Origin of the sequence: Capnocytophaga sp. ARDL2 (assembly GCF_041530365.1) — a bacterium.
Classification (GTDB): Bacteria; Bacteroidota; Bacteroidia; order Flavobacteriales; family Flavobacteriaceae; genus Flavobacterium.
On sequence record NZ_CP168034.1, the window covers coordinates 2,372,988 to 2,393,221 of the forward strand.

Annotated in this window: 17 protein-coding genes; 4 read left to right on the forward strand and 13 right to left on the reverse strand. The window is 35.1% G+C overall.

The features are described from left to right. Window positions 1–20 precede the first annotated feature (20 nt). Genes AB4865_RS11995 through ribD form a run of 4 tightly spaced genes read right to left on the reverse strand, consistent with a single transcriptional unit; the run spans window position 21 to window position 3,371 of the window. Window positions 21–809, reverse strand: coding sequence for a TrmH family RNA methyltransferase (locus AB4865_RS11995; RefSeq protein WP_372473536.1), 789 nt, complete (start codon window positions 807–809; stop codon window positions 21–23). Between the two features lie 2 nt (window positions 810–811). After that, on the reverse strand, window positions 812–1,717 hold the full coding sequence (xerA, locus tag AB4865_RS12000) for a site-specific tyrosine recombinase/integron integrase (protein ID WP_372473537.1): 906 nt from the start codon (window positions 1,715–1,717) through the stop codon (window positions 812–814). Window positions 1,718–1,728: 11 nt separating this feature from the next. Beyond that, window positions 1,729–2,331 carry a YigZ family protein gene (locus tag AB4865_RS12005; protein WP_372473538.1) on the reverse strand — a complete coding sequence of 201 codons (603 nt, stop codon included), beginning with the start codon at window positions 2,329–2,331 and terminating at the stop codon, window positions 1,729–1,731. Then, window positions 2,328–3,371 carry a bifunctional diaminohydroxyphosphoribosylaminopyrimidine deaminase/5-amino-6-(5-phosphoribosylamino)uracil reductase RibD gene (gene ribD, locus AB4865_RS12010; protein WP_372474916.1) on the reverse strand — a complete coding sequence of 348 codons (1,044 nt, stop codon included), beginning with the start codon at window positions 3,369–3,371 and terminating at the stop codon, window positions 2,328–2,330. Before ribD ends, AB4865_RS12005 begins: the two co-directional genes overlap by 4 nt. A 348-nt stretch (window positions 3,372–3,719) precedes the next feature. Between ribD and prmC the strand changes: the two genes are divergently transcribed. The 3 genes from prmC to AB4865_RS12025 all read left to right on the forward strand — a co-directional run bounded on the left by prmC (window position 3,720) and on the right by AB4865_RS12025 (window position 7,537). Next, complete coding sequence (gene prmC, locus AB4865_RS12015; protein ID WP_372473539.1) at window positions 3,720–4,559, forward strand: peptide chain release factor N(5)-glutamine methyltransferase; 840 nt, start codon at window positions 3,720–3,722, stop codon at window positions 4,557–4,559. 86 nt (window positions 4,560–4,645) lie between these two features. Then, window positions 4,646–5,392 carry a hypothetical protein gene (locus tag AB4865_RS12020; protein WP_372473541.1) on the forward strand — a complete coding sequence of 249 codons (747 nt, stop codon included), beginning with the start codon at window positions 4,646–4,648 and terminating at the stop codon, window positions 5,390–5,392. Window positions 5,393–5,416: 24 nt separating this feature from the next. Beyond that, window positions 5,417–7,537, forward strand: coding sequence for a prolyl oligopeptidase family protein (locus AB4865_RS12025; protein ID WP_372473542.1), 2,121 nt, complete (start codon window positions 5,417–5,419; stop codon window positions 7,535–7,537). Between the two features lie 140 nt (window positions 7,538–7,677). Here AB4865_RS12025 and ctlX read toward each other — a convergent pair whose 3' ends face one another. The 9 genes from ctlX to AB4865_RS12070 all read right to left on the reverse strand — a co-directional run bounded on the left by ctlX (window position 7,678) and on the right by AB4865_RS12070 (window position 17,459). Next, the gene (ctlX, locus tag AB4865_RS12030; protein WP_372473543.1) at window positions 7,678–8,625 is read right to left on the reverse strand and encodes a citrulline utilization hydrolase CtlX; all 948 of its coding nucleotides are present in this window, start codon (window positions 8,623–8,625) and stop codon (window positions 7,678–7,680) included. Between the two features lie 17 nt (window positions 8,626–8,642). Beyond that, the gene (locus AB4865_RS12035; RefSeq protein WP_372473544.1) at window positions 8,643–9,557 is read right to left on the reverse strand and encodes a dimethylarginine dimethylaminohydrolase family protein; all 915 of its coding nucleotides are present in this window, start codon (window positions 9,555–9,557) and stop codon (window positions 8,643–8,645) included. Window positions 9,558–9,623: 66 nt separating this feature from the next. Further along, window positions 9,624–10,100: a thermonuclease family protein gene (locus AB4865_RS12040; RefSeq protein WP_372473545.1), complete on the reverse strand. Its 477-nt coding sequence runs from the start codon at window positions 10,098–10,100 to the stop codon at window positions 9,624–9,626. A gap of 166 nt (window positions 10,101–10,266) precedes the next feature. Beyond that, window positions 10,267–11,061: an SPFH domain-containing protein gene (locus AB4865_RS12045; RefSeq protein WP_372473548.1), complete on the reverse strand. Its 795-nt coding sequence runs from the start codon at window positions 11,059–11,061 to the stop codon at window positions 10,267–10,269. 309 nt (window positions 11,062–11,370) lie between these two features. Further along, entirely contained in the window at window positions 11,371–13,257 is a 1,887-nt protein-coding gene (locus AB4865_RS12050; RefSeq protein WP_372473549.1) for an LTA synthase family protein, read from the reverse strand. Window positions 13,258–13,273: 16 nt separating this feature from the next. Beyond that, window positions 13,274–15,133, reverse strand: coding sequence for an ABC-F family ATP-binding cassette domain-containing protein (locus AB4865_RS12055; protein WP_372473550.1), 1,860 nt, complete (start codon window positions 15,131–15,133; stop codon window positions 13,274–13,276). A gap of 60 nt (window positions 15,134–15,193) precedes the next feature. Next, window positions 15,194–15,427, reverse strand: coding sequence for a hypothetical protein (locus tag AB4865_RS12060; protein ID WP_372473552.1), 234 nt, complete (start codon window positions 15,425–15,427; stop codon window positions 15,194–15,196). Between the two features lie 110 nt (window positions 15,428–15,537). Beyond that, the gene (locus tag AB4865_RS12065; RefSeq protein WP_372473553.1) at window positions 15,538–16,935 is read right to left on the reverse strand and encodes an MATE family efflux transporter; all 1,398 of its coding nucleotides are present in this window, start codon (window positions 16,933–16,935) and stop codon (window positions 15,538–15,540) included. Between the two features lie 263 nt (window positions 16,936–17,198). Beyond that, window positions 17,199–17,459 carry a hypothetical protein gene (locus AB4865_RS12070; RefSeq protein ID WP_372473554.1) on the reverse strand — a complete coding sequence of 87 codons (261 nt, stop codon included), beginning with the start codon at window positions 17,457–17,459 and terminating at the stop codon, window positions 17,199–17,201. Between the two features lie 164 nt (window positions 17,460–17,623). Between AB4865_RS12070 and mutS the strand changes: the two genes are divergently transcribed. After that, a complete protein-coding gene (gene mutS, locus AB4865_RS12075; protein ID WP_372473556.1) occupies window positions 17,624–20,224 on the forward strand; it encodes a DNA mismatch repair protein MutS in 2,601 nt (866 codons plus the stop codon). The last annotated feature ends 10 nt before the right edge of the window (window positions 20,225–20,234 follow it).

Genomic DNA, 20,234 nt, shown 5'->3' on the forward strand with positions numbered 1-20,234 from the left:
CCATAAAAAAGAGGAACGTTTTACTCTCTCCTCTGTCTTTTGGCTTCAAATAGCAAAACTGCTGCGGCTACAGAAACATTCATAGAATCAATTTCTCCTTCCATAGGAATGATGATGTTTTTGTGAGAATGTTCTCTCCATACTTGTGTCAAACCTGTAGCTTCTGTTCCTACAACTATTGCCGATGATGAAGTATAATCTTGCGTGTAATACGGTACTGCCTCTTGTAAAATAGCACTATAAATAGAAATGTTGTTTTTCTTTAAATATGCAATTACCTCATCAGTTGTTGCTATTGCAATTTTATTGGTAAACACACAGCCTACACTACTTCGTATCACATTGGGATTGTACAAATCAGTTGTGGGATTTGCAATGAGTACTGCATCAATATTTGTTGCATCTGCTGTACGTAGTATGGCTCCCAAATTACCTGGCTTTTCTATCGCTTCTACGACCAAAACCAATGAATTTTCTGGTAATTTCAAATCGTTTAACTGATGTGATTTTTCCTCTACTAAAGCAATAATTCCCTCTGTAGTATCTCTGTAAGCCAATTTTTGATAAATTTCTTTAGAAATCAAAATCAATTCCTTTGCAATTTGAGAAAATTTAGTAATTTCTCCTTCAGAATGATATTCCTCACATATAAAAATTTTTTCAATTTGATAGTTTCCTTTTTGAGCTAAAAACACCTCTCTTTTTCCCTCAATTATAAAACGTTTAAGTTGTTTTCGTTTACGAGATTTTTCATGCAATTGTATGAGCTCTTTTATCAATGGATTTTTCAAACTTTCTATTTTTTTCATTTTTATTCTTGATTTTTAATATTCCATGGATGAAAATTTTCTATCACATTTTTCAAAGCAGATTGCTCTATATGGGTATAAATTTCAGTCGTTGTAATCGACTCATGTCCCAACATAGCCTGAATAGCAAACAAATTGGCTCCATTTTCCAATAAATGTGTGGCAAATGAATGTCGAAATGTATGCGGACTTACCTCTTTGGTAATTCCTGCCAGCTGTGCATATTTTTTTACTAAGATAAATATCATCGCGCGTGTCAAAGGTTTTCCTCTTCGATTGAGAAACAATACATCTGTTGAAAATAATTGATTGACCATTTTTCCTCTTAATTCGCTCAAATAATAAAAAATTGCCTCTTGAGTATGTGGTGCAATAGGTACCAATCGTTGTTTATTTCCCTTTCCTATCACTCTGACAAAGCCTTCGTCAAAAAACAAATCAGAAATTTTTAGACTTATCAGCTCTGAAACACGAAATCCACAGCTGTAAAGAGTTTCCAACATTACCTTATTACGTTGTTCTTCAAGAGTTGTATCTGGTATAGTATCTATGATTTTATATATTTCATCCAAAGTTAGTACAACGGGTAATTTACGTTCCATTTTTGGATGTTCGATAAATTTTACTGGATTGTGTCTGATTCGTTCTTCCAATTGTAAGTATGTAAAAAACGAATTTAACGAAGCCAAAAATCTCGCTTGTGTGGCTGTACTATAAAAATTTCCTATTGAATAAATAAACGCTCGTACTTCCTCCTCCCCTACTTGATCAATGGATTGAATTTCTACGGCTAAAAAATTGAGAAATTTTTCAATATCTAATTGATAATTAATCAATGTGTTTTCTGACAATCCTCTTTCCAATCGCAAATAGACCGAAAAATCTTTGATTAATTTTTCTTTATCCATCGTTTCTTACTTTAAACTTCCTCTATTTTCACCTCAAACAAAGGTTCGAATGCCGCCAAAGTTTGCGGAATGTTTTGCAATCGAACACGAATTTCTATCTGACAATTCATTTCCATTTTTTGATTGACAATGCTTATATTTTTTTCCTTTAACACACGCATCACCTTATTCATATCCTTATAATTAAATGAAATCAAATAATGTTGGTCGATCGTTTCTTCTACAATTTCTGCTACTTCCAAAGCCATCTGTGCTGTCTGACGATATGCGGTAATCAAGCCACCAACGCCCAATTTTATTCCGCCAAAATAGCGAACGACAATCACCAAAACATTGGTCAAATCAAACGATTGAATCTGTCCATAAATCGGCATTCCCGCAGTATTGTTGGGTTCGCCGTCGTCATTGGCACGGTACTGAATGTTTTTTGTACCTATTTGATAGGCATAGCACCAATGTCTCGCTGTGTGATGTTGCTTTCTGATCTCTTCCAAATGTTGTTTGATTTCTTCCTCTGAAATTACAGGAAAGGCATAACCAAAAAATTTGCTGTTTTTTTCCTTAAACAACACTTCTTCTGTGGGAAACGCTATCGTTTTGTACGTATCTTTCATAGATTGGGTTGAAATATCGTGAGAAAATTATCTTCTATGGTCAATCGTTTTTCTATTGCAAAATTGGTCAATTGGGGAGCTTTTATTCCGTTTTTCCAACGAATATTAGAGAAAAAAACTCTTGCTTCGTCCCAATAATTTGCTTGAATAAATTGTTCCAAAACCGTGGTTCCGCCCTCGATGATGATAGATTGCAAACCGTGTTTCAAGCATACACGAGCCACTTCGCTGGGCAATTTATTTTTGTCAATCAATTCGTAAATTACGGCTGGGATAGGATTTTTGGGTAAAGACTCTGTCAAACAAATGGTAGGAGCTATTCCGTTTGTAATTGCAAATTTTTCATCAATTTTATGCGAAAAATCTATATACAATCTCGTCGGATTTTTTCCGTACCAATTTCTTGTCGTAAGGTATGGATTGTCCTGTAAAACGGTGTTTGTGCCAACTAAAATCGCTGCTTCTTCGCTTCGCCATTTGTGCGTAAGTTGCAATGAGTACTGATTGGAAATCCATACTGGTTGCTTGGTATCTTTTTCCGCAGGAGCAATAAAACCATCGGCGGTTTCTGCCCATTTTAGTATGATATACGGACGATTTTTGGTCTGCTGAGTAAAAAATCGGCGATGACTCTCTATGCATTCTTTTCCCAAAACACCTACAATCACTTCAATACCGTGATTTCGCAGATGTTCAATACCTTTTCCAGCCACTTCTACAAACGGATCAGTACAGCCTACCACTACTTTTTTGATACCACTTTCTACTATCAAATGAGAGCAAGGTGGCGTTTTTCCAAAGTGATTGCACGGCTCGAGTGTTACATAAAGTGTACTCTCCGACAGCAATTCTGGGTTTTGAACCGAACGAATCGCATTTACTTCGGCGTGATTTCCACCAAAGGCACTTGTAAAACCTTCGCCAATTATCGTATCTTTACACACCAAAACAGCACCTACAGAAGGATTGGGGATCGCGTATGGCAAACCGATTTGTGATAATTGCAAAGCTCGTTGCATATATTTTTCGTCTGTAATCATCATTTTTGAAATATTTTATCACTTTCCCCTTCCTTTTAGAAAACCCTTTAGGGTTCATCGAATCCATATTCTAAAAATAAACACGATGAGATAATGGGTGCCTTAAGTCTGGGGTAGGTTTTTCACGCAGATTTTCAGAGATTTTTTCTAAAATGAATTTTAAGAAAACTGCACTAAAATAACGATTAAACCTACGGTTTAAAGCTGATTACCGCATTTTTTTTTGATAAATCAAAAAAAATCATCACAATCAATAATATCCGCGTCATCTGCTAAATCAAAGTAAGCGTAACGAAGATAATGAATAAAATCTACGTGAAACAATAAAAACACAAAAATACTAAAATTATGACCGTATCCGAATACAAAAAGAAATTTATACAAGAGCTCTCTCCGATTTATGGACAAGAGGAAACACTTTCTCTCTATTATTGGGCAATGTCTGAAAAGGGATTTTCCAAAACTGATTTGATTTTGAAAGAAAATGAAGAGTTTGTAAAAGAAATTGAAAATGATTTATTAGCAATTATCAATCAATTGATTGCTCAAAAACCTTTACAATATATTTTTGAAAAAGCCTATTTTTTTGGATACGAATTCAAAGTTTCTCCAGCTACTTTAATTCCGAGAACCGAAACCGAAGAATTGGTTGAATGGATTTTACAAATACTTCGTTCACAACCTCACAAAAAATGGAAAATCCTCGACATAGGGACGGGTTCGGGCTGTATTCCCATTACGTTGAAAAAAGAATTTCCCAATGCCACGATTCACACGATAGACATTTCAGCGGAAGCAATTGCGATTGCAAAGGAAAATGCACAGCATTTACAAGCCGATATACATTTTATTCATCAAGATATTTTACAAACCGAAACCTTAGAAACTTATGATTTGATTGTGAGCAATCCACCGTATGTGAGAGAATTGGAAAAAGCTGAAATTCAAAAAAATGTATTGGAATACGAACCCCATTTAGCGTTGTTTGTTTCAAATAAAGATCCGTTGATTTTTTATCGTAAAATCACACAATTGGCAAGTAAATATTTAGCAGAAAACGGTTATTTATTCTTTGAAATCAATCAATATTTAGGAAAAGAAACAGTGGAAATGATCCAAAATTATTTTTCAGCTATAGAATTGCGAAAAGATTTGAAAGGAAATGAAAGGATGGTTAAAGTCTATTAACTTGGTACAATATTTGATGTTTTATACTTAATTTGTTTAACTTTAAACAAATTAGTATTTTTGTGGCTTAAATAATTATTTTAACAATGAAAAAGAACATTTTAGCATTAGTAGCTATTGCATCAAGTATGATGATAGCTTGTGATGAAAACAACAATGGTGGATCTGATACTACACCTATTCAAGGAACAGTATTTTTGCCGAAGAAAATGGTTGAAAAAAATGGAGGAGACACCATAACATACACTTTTACTTATGATAACGAAAACAGATTAATTAGCGAAAAATCAGAAGAGGTAAAAACTGGTCAGCCAACGGAAATCACTGAAAAAACTTTTTCCTATTCTGGGAATTTCTTGACAGGTTTTGTTGAAAAAACGACGATTAATGGAAATGTAACTACAAAAAATTACTCATTTGAAAAACAAGGGAATAGTATAATAGCAAAAGAAGATGGTATTTATGATTTTTCATTAAACATCAATGATAAGAACCAAGTTGTTTCTATCGGAGTAACCAATTTCACTTATGACACATACGGAAATATTACAACAATCGAAAGTAATAGTGATAAAACGACTTTTACTTATGATAATAAAAATGGTATTTTCAAAAATGTCGCAATGCAACCATGGATGAATGTTATTATAGACGATTCCTTTTACCCTTTTTATATGATAAACAATATTATAAAAGTTCATTTTTTAGAAAAAGACGATAATACAGAAGAAACACGAAACATATCTATTCAATACAATACAAATGGTTATCCTGTAAAAATGACTCTGATTGAAGAAAATAGCACAGTTGAAATCGAATATCAAGTAAAATAATAATAATAATAATAATAAGACAAAATGAACAGAATAGCACTGAGTTTTGTGGCTGTATCGTCGTTGATTTCTTGCAATCAATCGGCTACAAACACAAACGAACCTATCAATTACCCTGAGACAAGAAAAGATTCTGTAGTTGACACCTATTTTGGCGAACAAATCAATGATTATTACCGTTGGTTGGAAGACGACCGTTCGGAAGAAACCGCAGCTTGGGTAAAAGCTCAAAACGAGGTGACTTTTGCTTACTTAGACAAAATTCCTTTCCGTGAAAAATTGAGAAAACAATTGGAGGAAAAATGGAATTATGAAAAAATCGGTGCTCCTTTCGTAGAGGGCGATTATACTTACTATTACAAAAACGACGGATTACAAAATCAATCGGTATTGTATAGAAAAGATAAAGATGGAAAAGAAGAGGTTTTCTTAGACCCTAATACTTTCTCGAAAGATGGTACTACTTCGCTTTCGTCGGTTTCTTTTACAGAAGACGGAAATTTAGTGGCTTATTCTATTTCGGAAGGTGGTAGCGACTGGAGAAAAATCATCGTTTTGAATGCTAAAGATAAATCGGTAATCGGTGAAACTTTGGTTGATGTGAAATTCTCTGGAATTTCTTGGTACAAAAACGAAGGTTTCTTCTATTCTAGCTATGATAAACCTGAAGGTAGCGAATTGTCTGCTAAAACGGATCAACATAAATTGTATTACCACAAATTGGGTACTTCACAAAAAGAAGACAAAGTGATTTATGGTGATAAAGTAAAACGCAGATATGTAGGTGGATATGTTACAGACGACCAAAAATATTTGGTGATTACTGGAGCCAATGCCACTTCTGGAAATGAATTATCTATCAAAGATTTGACAAATCCAAACGCTTCTATTCAAACAATTGTTACAGGATTTGACAACGATTACAGGATCGTAGATTCTAAAGATGGTAAATTTTATATCGTAACCAACTACAATGCTCCTAATCAAAAATTGGTAGTAGCAGATGCTGCAACTGTTGCCAATAGAAGTACTTGGAAAGATGTAATCCCTGAAACTGAAAATGTATTGTCATTGTCAAATGCAGGTGGTTATTTCTTTGCTCACTATATGAAAGATGCGGTTTCTATGGTAAAACAATACGATTACGACGGAAAACTCATCCGTGAAATCGAATTACCAGGATTGGGAACAGCTTCTGGTTTTGGAGATAAAAAAGAGGCGAAAGAATTGTACTATTCTTTTACCAATTACATTACACCAGGTTCTATTTACAAAATGGATATTGCTACGGGTAAATCTGAAATCTATCAACAGCCAAAAGCAAAATTCACCCCAGAAGATTATGAGTCAAAACAAGTATTCTATACTTCAAAAGACGGTACAAAAGTTCCAATGATTATCACTTACAAAAAAGGTATCCAATTGGACGGAAACAACCCTACAATGTTGTATGCTTACGGTGGATTTAATGTATCATTGACACCAACATTTAGCATTGCCAACGCGGTATGGTTGGAAAACGGTGGTGTATATGCCGTACCAAACTTGAGAGGTGGTGGAGAATACGGAAAAGAGTGGCACAAGGCAGGTACACAAATGCAAAAACAAAATGTATTTGACGATTTTATCGCTGCAGCTCAATATTTAATTGACAACGGATATACTTCATCTGAAAAATTGGCGATCAAAGGAGGGTCAAACGGTGGATTATTGATAGGTGCTACCATGACACAACGACCAGATTTGATAAAAGTAGCGTTGCCAGCGGTAGGTGTATTGGATATGTTGAGATACCACACATTTACAGCAGGTGCTGGTTGGGCGTATGACTACGGTACAGCCGAAGATTCGAAAGAAATGTTCCAATATTTGAAAGGATATTCACCATTGCACAATGTAAAATCAGGAGTTTCGTATCCGGCAACTATGGTAACTACTGGAGACCATGACGACCGTGTAGTACCGGCTCACAGTTTTAAATTTGCCGCAGCTCTTCAAGCCAACAACAGCGGAAACAACCCAATGTTGATTCGCATTGATGTAAACGCAGGTCACGGAGCTGGTAAATCTGTACAACAAATCATCAACGAAAACGCCGATATCCAAGCGTTTACACTTTGGAATATGGGAATTAGTAAGTTGTAGTACAGGAAAGCGTTAAGTACAAAGTATTAAGTACGAAATAATAAGTACTAAGTGTTAAGTAAAAATCCCGAGAAACTCGGGACAGGGTATAAATGAAATAAGGCTGTCCGATTGGACAGCCTTATTTATTTACTCTATAATTATTCTGCTTTTGGTAAAAACACTTCTGCAAGCATACATCTTGCACTTCCTCCCCCACATGCTTCGATGGTGTAAAGCGGTGCGTGAAGTATTGCACAATGCGACTCGATTTGCTTGATTTGAGCATCCGTCAAACTTTCATAAGCCTGTGTACTCATTACCAAATACAATTTTCCTTCAGCTCCTTCTACTTGCAACATATTTCCTGCAAAGTGATTTACTTGCTCTTCGGTAATGTAAACAATGTCTTTTCCATCTTCTTTCAACTTGTTGAGCACCAATTTTCTCTCAGCCTTATCGTCGATACTATCTGCACAAATCACTGCAAATGTTTCTCCAATACTCATCATCACATTAGTATGATAAATAGGCAATCGTTCTCCATCTGCTGTGGTTTGATATGCCTCGAAAATCACAGGGTCTAAATCGTTGTCTTCGCAAAACTCTATCACTAATTCTTCGTCTGCACGAGGCGAAAGTGCCACATAACAACGATCGTTTTCTCTGTCTAAAATCATACTTCCTGTACCTTCCAAAAACACATTGTCTTCTTCTGCCGAAGTATAATCCAAAATTTCGTCATTGATATGAAATCCCGCGTCTTCCAAAATATCAAACACATCTTCTCGACGTTCCAAACGACGATTTTCGGCAAACATTGGATACAATACTACCGTTCCGTCTTCGTGAAACGAAATCCAATTGTTTGGAAAAATACTATCTGGAGTATCAGTGTCTTTGGTATCTTGTACCACTACTACATTTACTCCTACCGAACGCAAGCGTTCTACAAAACCATCAAATTCTTCAACAGCTTTTGGGTTTACATTTTCTGGAGTTAATCCCTCCAATTTCTTTTGATAATAATTATTTACTGCCGTTTGTTCGTTCATGCGAAACTGCACAGGACGAATCATCAATACGGTATTAGATGCTTGTTGGCTCATGATTTTTTTGTTTTTACTTACTTCTCTCTAATCAACGGTAAAGTTGAACATCTCAACAATCCTTCTTGTTTTGCGATTTCTGCATAAGGTATTTCCTCTACGATAAATCCTTGTTCTCTCAACCAATTGTTCAATCGAGTGAAATTTTTCTCAGAAACCACCACATTTTTATCAATTGAAAACACATTTGAATTCATATGATACATTTCTTCTCTTTCAATGTGGAATAAATTTTCTTTTCCAAACAAATTTACCAAATACATATAATCGGATTCTTCTCTAAAACCTGATTTGTAAATGATCCCTTTATTTTTTCCTACAGGTTGAAAACAACAATCTAAATGCAAAGCGTTGTCTCTTGGTTCTATTTTCGATTTTACCAAGTCAAATTCTTTTACAGTCTTGTGAGGAAACAATTCTTTGATAAATTGTACTCCTGCCATATTGGTACGAGCCGTTAAATATTCTTTATAATCGCTCCCTTTGTATGTTCCGATAAAAATATGGTCGCCCCAAAGCATCACATCTCCCCCTTCGATATGTACTTCTTCTGGTGGAGTTACTACTTTTTCAGGATCCATTTGATCGATTACATACTGAATAGCGGTCAATTCTCTGGCTCTATCTGGTAAAATATTGGCTTTGATAAAAATATCATCAATCACAAAACCAATATCTCTACTAAAAATTTGATTGTAATCTTCGATTATTTCAGGACGATATACTTTCACACCGTATTTTTCAAATACTTTATTGAAAGCTTCCATTTCCTCAACCATATCTTTTTCAACAGGATATGTTCCTGCTTTTATATGTTCTAATGACTTTGGATCATACGCTTCTTCGACAGTTGGAGTTGGTCCATTGCTCACAGCAGTTCCCAACACTACAGCTTTTAAACGAGAAGTTTCATCTGTTACATGTAAATTCATAAAATTGAAATATTTTTAATAACCTTGCAAAGGTACAAAAGAAAAAACTATTGACACATATTTTCGTTAATATCTCACACCCTTTCTCCAATCCCAAGGTGCAATGGGATTTTTCATACTCCAAACACCTACTTTTCTTATTTGGGCATTTTCTTCCAATAGGGAGTAATCTGTATCCTTTGAAAATTTTTTGTAATGCCATGCCAATCCTTCTTCCACCAGTATTTTATTTACATTCCATCGGTTGTTGACAATGATTTCGCCCAATATCCTACCATTGCGGTCTTTTTTTCCATTGCTTTGCACCCAAACGGTTTTTTCAAAGCACAAATCAGAAGTTCGTTGTTTGGCTTTTGTTCCGAAATCTTGCTTTTTTTCAGGACAATCGATATGAGACAGTCGCACAGTGTATTCTTGTTTTTCGTACAAAACTTTTACCGTATCGCCGTCTTTTACTGCGGTTACTTTGGCATAAAAATCTTTCGGTTGAGCAAAGATTGTCAATGAAAGCAATGAGAAAAATAATAAAATCGCTTTCTTCATTGTTTGAGCGATTTATAATCCCATTTTAATAAAAATAACAAATGTACACTTAGCGTAAATATGGTGATAATAGGTTGGTATTGAAATGCCCAACGATGCAACACAATCAAGCAAATATTGAGCAATATGAAAAGAATTAATCTCTTAGTTGGATTTTTCATAATCTTTATTGTGTAAGCATTATAGGTGTTTTACCATCGGTGATGATTACTTTATTGTTGGTATTTCTAATAGCCTCAATCCATTGTTCTTGTAAAATACGATTGTCCAAACCTTGTGATTTTACACGATTGGCTTCAGCTTCGATTTTAGCTTTTTCCAATTCCATTTTGGCTACATTTAGCTCGTTTTTTACTCTTTCGGCTTGTTGTATGGCATTGTTTCTATCTTCAATTGCCTGTGCCATACTTTTAGGAGGCTTTAATCCCGATGTAAGATTTTTCAAAGTAAAGAATTTCGCCTCGAATTCCTCCGACAATCGCCTTTCAACTTGTTTTTCAAAAGTATTTAAATTGTTCATTAAGCTATCGGTTGAGTAGTTTCTCGCTTCTTCTCGAAATGCATTGATTACCAAACGATTTAAGATAGCATTTTCTACATTATCCATCATAACGGTTGGCTCATTAATACCCAAGTGTTTGTAGTTGAATACAATATCTACACCTTTTCCTCTTATCGGTTGGTATTGATACGATGGATCTACGGTAAATTCACCCGCATCTTTTGCATTTACCATCACAGCTGACGGATCTCCACTGGTTTCGTACATAGGCACTTGATACAATTCCACCCCAGGAAACAAAACCCATTGTCTTCCCGTTACAGTTTTGAAATCGTCCTTCCCATTTCTACCGTAATTTTCCATCAATACTCCTTCAAAGTTTGGTTCTACTCGCGAACAGTTGAACATTGAAAGTCCTGCAATAGCCATAAAAGCGATAGGTAAAAATCTTTTTCTCATATATTTTTCATTTTTTTTGTGAAAATAATAAAAATTTTTGATAAAAACAAATAATTTTGTAAAAATTTCTACGAGATTTAATAAAAATATTGAAATTTTTACAGATAACCACAAATTACACCCCCAGTTTTTACTACAAAGCATCTCAATTTTGTTTTTAAACGATGTGGAGATTTATTGCATACAGTTCACTTAGCTTGAGTTCTTTGGAGTGACAAGGATTGCGTACTGTTTTTAAAATAATTTTAAAAAACTTATTGGTATAACTATACTTGTGGTATAATTAATTCGTGAAAGATCCTCAACCTACTACATCAAATTTCCCAATTGAATACTGTGTTTCGACAGTTGATAATTGGCTCTAAAATATCGATTCATTTCCTTTGCCAATTCTGGATAATCTGAAAGATAATTGTTTGTGTCTTTGGTGCGGTATTTATACAACGCCTCACTGCCGTCTTTTTTGTAGATGTAATAAAATTCCTCATTGATTACTCCCACTTTGTCATTGGCTGAAAAATAAGCAAATGGTCGAGTGTTTTTCCATAAATCAATTCCCATATTTTGTTTGGTATAATCAATGGAAGTTAGCCCCAAAATACTTGGCATTACATCGATTTGTTGGGCAAAATCTGACTTTATTTCTGATTTTGTAAAAAGTTTTGGAGCATAAAAAATCAGTGGTACGCTGTGGTAACTCAAAGACATTTCATAAGTTGTATCCCATGCATTGCCATGATCGCCAATAAAAACAAAAATCGTATTGTCAAACCAAGGTTGTTTTTCGGCTTCTTGCAAAAACTGTCCAATTGCCCAATCTGAATATTCAATGGCTTGTAGTTGAATTTCTTTTTGCTTAGGTGAAAAATGTTCTGGAATGATAATAGGTGCATGATTACTCGCCGTCATCAATGTACAGAAAAACGGTTGATTGTTTTTGTGTAATTCGTTCATTTTTTCTATGCTAAACGAAAACAAATAATCATCAACAACTCCTAAATTGCTTTTTACTTCACTCGTAGGATAATCTTTCTGAGAATATACTTTTTGAAAATCATTCAACAAAAGAAACCCCTCTACATTGTCGAATTGTGAATCGTGGGTAGTAAAATAAATCGTTGAATAGCCATTTTTATTCAAGGCAAGAATCGTATTATTGGGATATGATTCCATTTGCTTCAAGGCGTGTTTGTTCCACAAAGCGGGATAGGAATACAATGAACTAAAAATCCCATTATGCGTATGAATTCCAGCGGAATACGCATTTTCAAAATAAATACTTTTTTCTATCAACGCATCTAAATTGGGCGTGAGTTGTTGTGTATTGCCGTGATGTTTTAGATTTTGAGTAGTCATCGACTCCATCAACACTAAAACAATGTTGGGTTTTCCGAAATTTTCAGCTTTGGCATATAGCTGAGTTTGTACGCTAAAGTTTTCAGAAACAGGTAAATCCATATATTTACTCACTTCGACAAAAGCTTCTTTATTTGTCATCAAATCAATCCAAAAATCTTTTTTTGAAGTAAGGCTATTTAGCAAGGTAAAATTGGGGTTTAAGCCTAATTTATTGTAAAAAGCATGATTGCAAAAAAAGGCAGTTCCTACTCTTATGGGAGATTTTCCTTCGATTCTTCCTCTTATTCCTAAAAATGTTCCACCTAAAATCAAAACAGCAATTACCGATTTGACAGACCAATGAAATGAAGGAAAATCAATTTTTTGATTAAAAATTTTTCGCAATACTACATGAAAAACAATCATCAAAACAATAAAAGGAATCGCATATCCCCACAATCTAAAATCTTTCACCGCCATTTCTACAACAAACGCAGGATTTTCTATCCATTGAAAGGCAGTTGCATCCAATCGGTTGAAAAATTGATTGAAAAACGGAATGTCAAATGCACTCACGGTATATGCCAATGTGAAAAATACGGCACAATACCAATAAGTAAACTTTTGAATCATCTGATTGTTTTTTCCAACGACAAAAAGTATCATCCTCTGCAAAGTAGGCAATGCCAAAATGTATCCATTGATTACCGTATCAAAGCGAATTCCCATCACAAAGGCTTGAAGTAATTCTGATGAAAAACCTGTCCAATGTTCGGTATTGGAAAACAAAAGTAACAATCTGAATATAAAGAAAATACTTAATGAAAGTAGATGTATTTTTAGTAATTGTTTGATCATTTTCTACACCATTTGATTATTCTTCCATCTTTGCTGATAGTTCGAACCAGCGTTCCTCTTTAGTTTCTATTGATTGCAAAATATCTTGCAATTCGTTGGCTTTGGTTTCGATTTCCTCTGCGGAAACTTCACCATTGGAAAAAGCATTTTCTATTTCCACTTTTTTAGCTTCCAAATCTTTCAATTCTCTTTCGAGTTTTTGCAATTCCTTTTGTTCTTGAAAACTCAAGCCGTTTTTTACTTGCTTTTCTTTCCAGTTGTTTTTTTCTTTGGGCGTGTCGTCTTTTTCTGGCAGAACCGAATCTTCGTACGCTCTGAAATCACTGTAATTTCCTGGGAAATCTTCTATTACACCCTCACCTCTAAACACAAACAAATGATCGACGATTTTGTCCATAAAATAGCGGTCGTGCGACACCACCAACAAACACCCTGGATAATCGAGTAAGAAATTTTCCAACACATTCAGGGTTACAATGTCCAAATCATTGGTTGGCTCGTCGAGTATCAAAAAGTTGGGATTTTGAATCAAAACGGTACACAAATACAAGCGTTTTAGCTCTCCTCCACTCAGTTTTTCTACAAAATCGTATTGTTTTTTGCGGTCAAACAAAAAACGTTCGAGCAACTGAGCCGCAGAGATGGTTCGCCCTTTAGTCAGTGGAATGTATTCACCAAATTCTTTGATGACATCGATTACCTTTTGTTCAGGCTTTGGCGTAATACCGTTTTGGGTGTAATAACCGATTTTTATAGTATCACCGATGACAACTTTTCCAGTATCTGGTTGAAGATTTTTGGTCATAAGATTGAGAAAAGTAGATTTTCCTGTTCCATTTTTCCCAATAATACCGATGCGTTCGCCACGGTTGAAAATGTAGTTGAAATTTTTCAAAATCACCTTATTTCCCCACGAAAGCGAAAGATTGTGCATCTCCACAATTTTAGATCCCATGCGTTCCATGTTGATTTCCAATTCCAACTGATGCTCTTTTCTACGCGAATGGGCTTTTTCTTTGATTATATAAAAATCGTCTTGACGCGATTTGGATTTGGTTGTACGAGCTTTGGGCTGACGACGCATCCAGTCGAGCTCTTTTACATAAAGGTTTTTCGCCTTGTCGATAGAGGCGTTTTCTGCAGCAATTCGCTCTTCCTTTTTCTGCAAATAGTAGGAATAATTCCCTTTGTATTGATAAATTTTACCGTTTTCGAGTTCGATGATTTCGTTGCATACACGTTCGAGGAAAAAACGGTCGTGCGTAACCATAAACAGCGTAATATTTTCTTTTATAAAATAGTCTTCCAACCACTCAATCATCTCCAAATCAAGATGATTAGTAGGTTCGTCGAGAATCAAAACATCGGGTTTGTTGATGAGTACAATTGCTAATGCTAAACGCTTTTTTTGTCCCCCCGAAAGATTTTTCACCTTTTGTTTTAGGTCTTCCAATTTCAGTTTGAACAAAATCTGCTTGTATTGAGTTTCAAAATCCCAAGCATTGAAAAGCTCCATTTGTTCAAAAGCCTTTTGATATTCTTCGATATCCTCTGGATTTTGCAAAGCCGCTTCGTAGCGTTGAATAACTTTCAACACTTCGTTGTCCGATGCAAAAATACTTTCCTCTATCGTAAGGCTGTCTTGTAAATTGGGGTCTTGTGAAAGAAACTCCAAACGCAAACCTTTACGCATAACGATTTGTCCTTGATCAGGAAAATCTTTTCCCGTAAGGATATTGAGCAAAGTAGTTTTTCCTGTTCCGTTTTTGGCTACAAAGGCTATTTTTTGGTCTTTGTTGATTCCAAAAGAAATCCCTTCGAATAGCGTTCTCGCTCCGAAGGATTTTGCAATATTTTCAATTGAAAGATAGTTCATATAGCTACTATTTTGCACTTTGTGCGTTTAATGTTTCCCTTCAGAAGGGGCTAGTAAATATTATTCCTCAGAAAGAGCATCGATTTCGGCATTGTAAAATTTCTCAGCCATATCGATGAGTTTTTCCATTTCTTCTTTCAATTCTACTTCTTCAGATTCGTCGATTTCTTCCAAAAACTCCAATCCTTCTGGGTCTTCTAAATCGATAATAAATCTTGGATACTCTAAGTGTATCACAAATAAACTGTCTGGATATTGGCTATTGTCTGCCAATACAAATTTTGGTAATATCATTTTTTAGATGTTAGATGTTTGTATTGAGATATTAGAAATTTTCAAATTCTGAAATTAATCCATTTTCAAATTATAAAAGATTTCTCCTTTCGTCGAAATAACAAAATTTTTCAAATCTCCAAATTAGTTCCCCCTTCGGGGGTTAGAGGGCTTCTCAATCTTTTAATTACAATCGCATACCTCCAATAAAGCAAAGATGCAGCTGTGGTGAGTCCTCCTACCAATCCGTACCAGATCCCTTCGATTTTTAGTGGTGTGTAAAATGCTAAAAATATACTCAAGCCAAAGCCTACCACCCAATAGGAAACAAAGGTAATATACATTGGGATTTTCATATCTTGTAATCCTTTTAAAATTCCTAAAATGACTACTTGCACTCCGTCAACAATCTGAAAGAGCGAACCTATCAGTAATAATTTAGCTCCGATGAATACCACTTCTTCGTTCATTGCCCATTTACTTGTATCGTTTTTATCTAAAAACCACCAAGGTATATCGTAGCAAAACAAAAACAACAATAGTGCAAAAAACACATACATTCCCAAAGTCAAAATCAACGAAGATTCTGTGACCAATTGTATTTTTTCATAGTCTTTTTTTCCCATCAAACTCCCCACGCGTATTACCCCAGCAATACTCAATCCAAAACCAAACATAAAGGGAAACGAAACTATAGACAAAGCTACTTGATTGGCGGCTTGTGACTCGGCTCCCAACATACCCGAAAGCCACACAGTACCTGTAAACAACCCTACCTCAAACAATGACTGCATAGAAGCGGGGAAACCTAAATTGAAAACCTTTTTCATCCATAAACTGTCCCATAAACGACGAGAAATATTTTGTACATATATTCTGAATTTTTCTTGCGAAAACAACACAAATACTATATATGCCAACATGACAAATCGAGAAAGTAATGTACCATAAGCGGCCCCCATCATTCCCATTTTTGGTAAAAACCAAATACCGTAAATCAATACATAGTTGAAAAATACATTGACTACATTGGAAATCAAAGTAGCATACATAGAATATTTGGTCAAAGACAATCCTTCAAAAAATTGTTTAAACCCTTGAAAAACACCCAACGGAATTAATGAAAATGCAATTACATCAAGAAAAGGAAGTGCTAATTCTTCCACCTCTTTTGTTTGATTCATCACATACATAAATGGTTTGAATCCGTAGAGCAGAGCAAACATCAAAAGTCCAGAAAGCGTACACAAAATTACCGAATTGTACAATATTTTTTGATTTTCATCAGCATCTCCTTCCGCGTGTGTTTTGGCTACCAAGGGTGTAATTACCGATGAAAATCCTGCAATCATCGACACACCTAAAAACACCATACTACTTGCGAATGAAGCAGCTGCTAATTCCTGAGCTCCTACTTTTCCCACCATTATACTATCTATAACACTAACGAGCGTATGCCCCAACATCGACAAAACGATCGGATACGCCAATTGAATGTTATACTTGAACTCAGGTAGATATTTTTTCATAAAATATGATTTTTTGAAACAAAGGGCAAAGGTACGGTTTTTAAAGTTAAATTTTCATTGAAATATTTTTGATGTATCAATAAAAATACCGCCCAAAACAAAAGTGGGCGGTATGCATTAATAATTTTTTTTCTTTTTTCTAAATAATAAATTGTATCTTGAACTGAATTAGAAATCATTGCTTTGGATTCGTCAAAATTGAAAATAACGAGAAAAGATTTATTGGTTTCATTGATTTTCATTTGATAAAAATCACCATTATCCTACAAAGTAAATGTTTGTTTTTCTTCAATAAAATTTCCATTTTTTGTCTTATAAAACACATTCCTTTTAAAATGAAACATAATCGTTTCGGGCGGAATATGACCTAGAGGAGGAGGCAATTCCAATATTGAAAACTTTTCGCCAATATATGTCTCTATTAAAAACCAATCCCCTTCCAAAATGGTTTTATTAGCATCATCATCACTATTACAACTTGCAAAAATGAAAAATGTGTTAATAAATAAGAATAGATTTTTCATAGTTTAATGTTTTTACAGATTCATAACAATCTAATTTACAAATAAATACAATAAAAATAAAAAATCATTCTCGAAAAAAATTATTCTTTTACTCTTACCTGTCGGATTTCATCATATTGCGTATCTTTGCAACTTATCATTTTTAAATAAAAAATAGAGAAACCATGGCAAAAGAAAAAGCGAAAAAAGAAACCCCTTTGATGCAGCAATACAATCAAATCAAATCGAAATATCCCGATGCTTGTTTGTTGTTTCGCGTAGGAGATTTTTACGAAACTTTTGGTGATGATGCTGTGCGTACTGCCAAAATCTTGGGGATTACTCTTACCAAAAGAGGTGCAGGTTCGGATAGCGAAACCGAACTCGCTGGTTTTCCTTACCATTCGCTGAATGTCTATTTGCCAAAATTGGTTCGTGCGGGACTTCGCGTGGCGATTTGCGACCAACTCGAAGACCCAAAATCTGTAAAAGGTATTGTAAAAAGAGGCGTTACCGAATTAGTTACTCCCGGGGTTGCTATTAACGACGAAGTACTGCAATCTAAAAGCAATAACTTCCTCGCTTCTTTGCACTTTAGTAAAAAACTAATCGGTATTTCTTTTTTGGATATTTCCACTGGGGAATTTTTAACTTCGCAGGGAAATGAGGAATATATTGATAAATTACTTCAAAATTTTAAACCAAGCGAAATTCTTATTCAAAAGGGAAACAAACCTCTTTTTGAAAACGCCTTTGGAAAGGATTTTAACTTATTTTTTCTCGAAGATTGGATTTTCAAGGAAGATTATGCAAATGAAAGTTTACAAAATCACTTCAAAACCAATTCATTAAAAGGTTTTGGAATTGACGATTTATCAGAGGGAATCATCGGTTGTGGTGCTATTTTATATTATTTATCAGAAACACAACACAATCGTATTCAACACATTACCAATATTCAACGCATATCAGAAGAATCGTATGTGTGGATGGATCGCTTTACCATTAGAAACTTAGAATTGTACGCTTCTTCCAACGAAAATGCGGTTACTTTATTGGATGTTATCGACAAAACACTTTCACCAATGGGAGGACGATTGCTCAAACGCTGGTTGGCTTTGCCGTTGAAAGAACGAGATGCTATCAACAAACGCTATGATGTGGTGGAAGAATTTATCCAAAATCAAGAGGAATTACAATTTTTCCAACAGCAAATCAAGCGAATTTCTGACTTGGAGCGATTGCTTTCAAAAATGGCTACCAACAAAATTGTTCCCAGAGAATTTATCATTTTAAAGGAAAGTTTAGATGCCATATTACCTATAAAAGGAAAAGCACTTTCGGCAAAAAACGAGGCTTTGAAAATCATTGGAGACAACCTAAACAGCTGTGATTTACTCCGTGAAAAAATTACTCAAACCATAAACGAAGATGCTCCTGTGGCATTGGCAAAAGGAAATGTAATTGCTGCAGGTATTAATGCCGAATTGGACGAATTGCGTTCGATTTCTACTTCTGGAAAACGCTATTTAGAGGAAATCGAGGCTCGTGAAAGTGAAAATACAGGCATTCCTTCGTTGAAAGTGGCTTTCAATAATGTATTTGGATATTATATTGAGGTTCGCAATACGCACAAAGACAAAGTGCCAGAATCGTGGATTCGTAAACAAACTTTGGTAAGTGCCGAGCGATACATTACCCAAGAACTCAAAGAATACGAAACCAAAATATTAGGTGCGGAAGAACGCATAGCCAAAATCGAAGCCGAATTGTACGAAAAATTTGTTGCTTGGTGTTCGCAATATATTCAACCTGTGCAATTAAACGCTCAGTTGATTGCTCAGCTCGATTGTTTGCAATCTTACGCTCAATTGGCAATAGACAATCAATATGTGCGACCAGAATTGGAAGACAATTTTGTTTTAGATATAAAAAATGGTCGCCACCCTGTGATTGAAAAACAATTGCCCGTAGGTGTGCCGTACATTGCCAATGATGTTTATCTCGATAACGAAACCCAACAAATCATCATGATTACAGGTCCGAATATGTCGGGTAAATCTGCTATTTTACGTCAGACAGCATTGATTGTTTTATTGGCTCAAATGGGAAGTTTTGTTCCTGCTGATGCGGTAAGAATGGGTGTTATCGACAAAATTTTTACCCGAGTAGGTGCTTCGGACAATATCTCTATGGGAGAATCTACTTTTATGGTAGAAATGAACGAAACCGCCTCAATCCTCAACAATTTGACCAACCGTAGTTTGGTACTTTTAGACGAAATCGGACGCGGAACTTCGACTTACGACGGTATTTCCATCGCTTGGGCAATAGCCGAATACATACACGAACATCCACAAAAAGCAAAAACCCTATTTGCTACACATTATCACGAATTGAATGATATGTATCAAAATTTTGCAAGGATAAAAAATTACAATGTATCGGTAAAAGAAACCAAAGATAGCGTATTGTTTTTAAGGAAATTAGTTCCTGGAGGTAGTGCTCATAGTTTTGGTATTCATGTAGCGAAAATGGCAGGAATGCCACAAATGGTTATCAATAAAGCTCAAAAAGTTTTGAAAAAATTAGAAAGTACAAGCAAAGCCGAAACTACCCAAGATGCTCTGAATAAAGAAGATGTGCAGTTGAGTTTTTTTCAATTAGACGACCCAATTTTAGAAGATATTCGCGAAGAAATCTTACACATAGACATCAACACACTCACACCTGTTGAAGCCTTAATGAAGCTCAATGAGATACAAAAAATGGTGCGAAAGAAATAACAAAAAATCT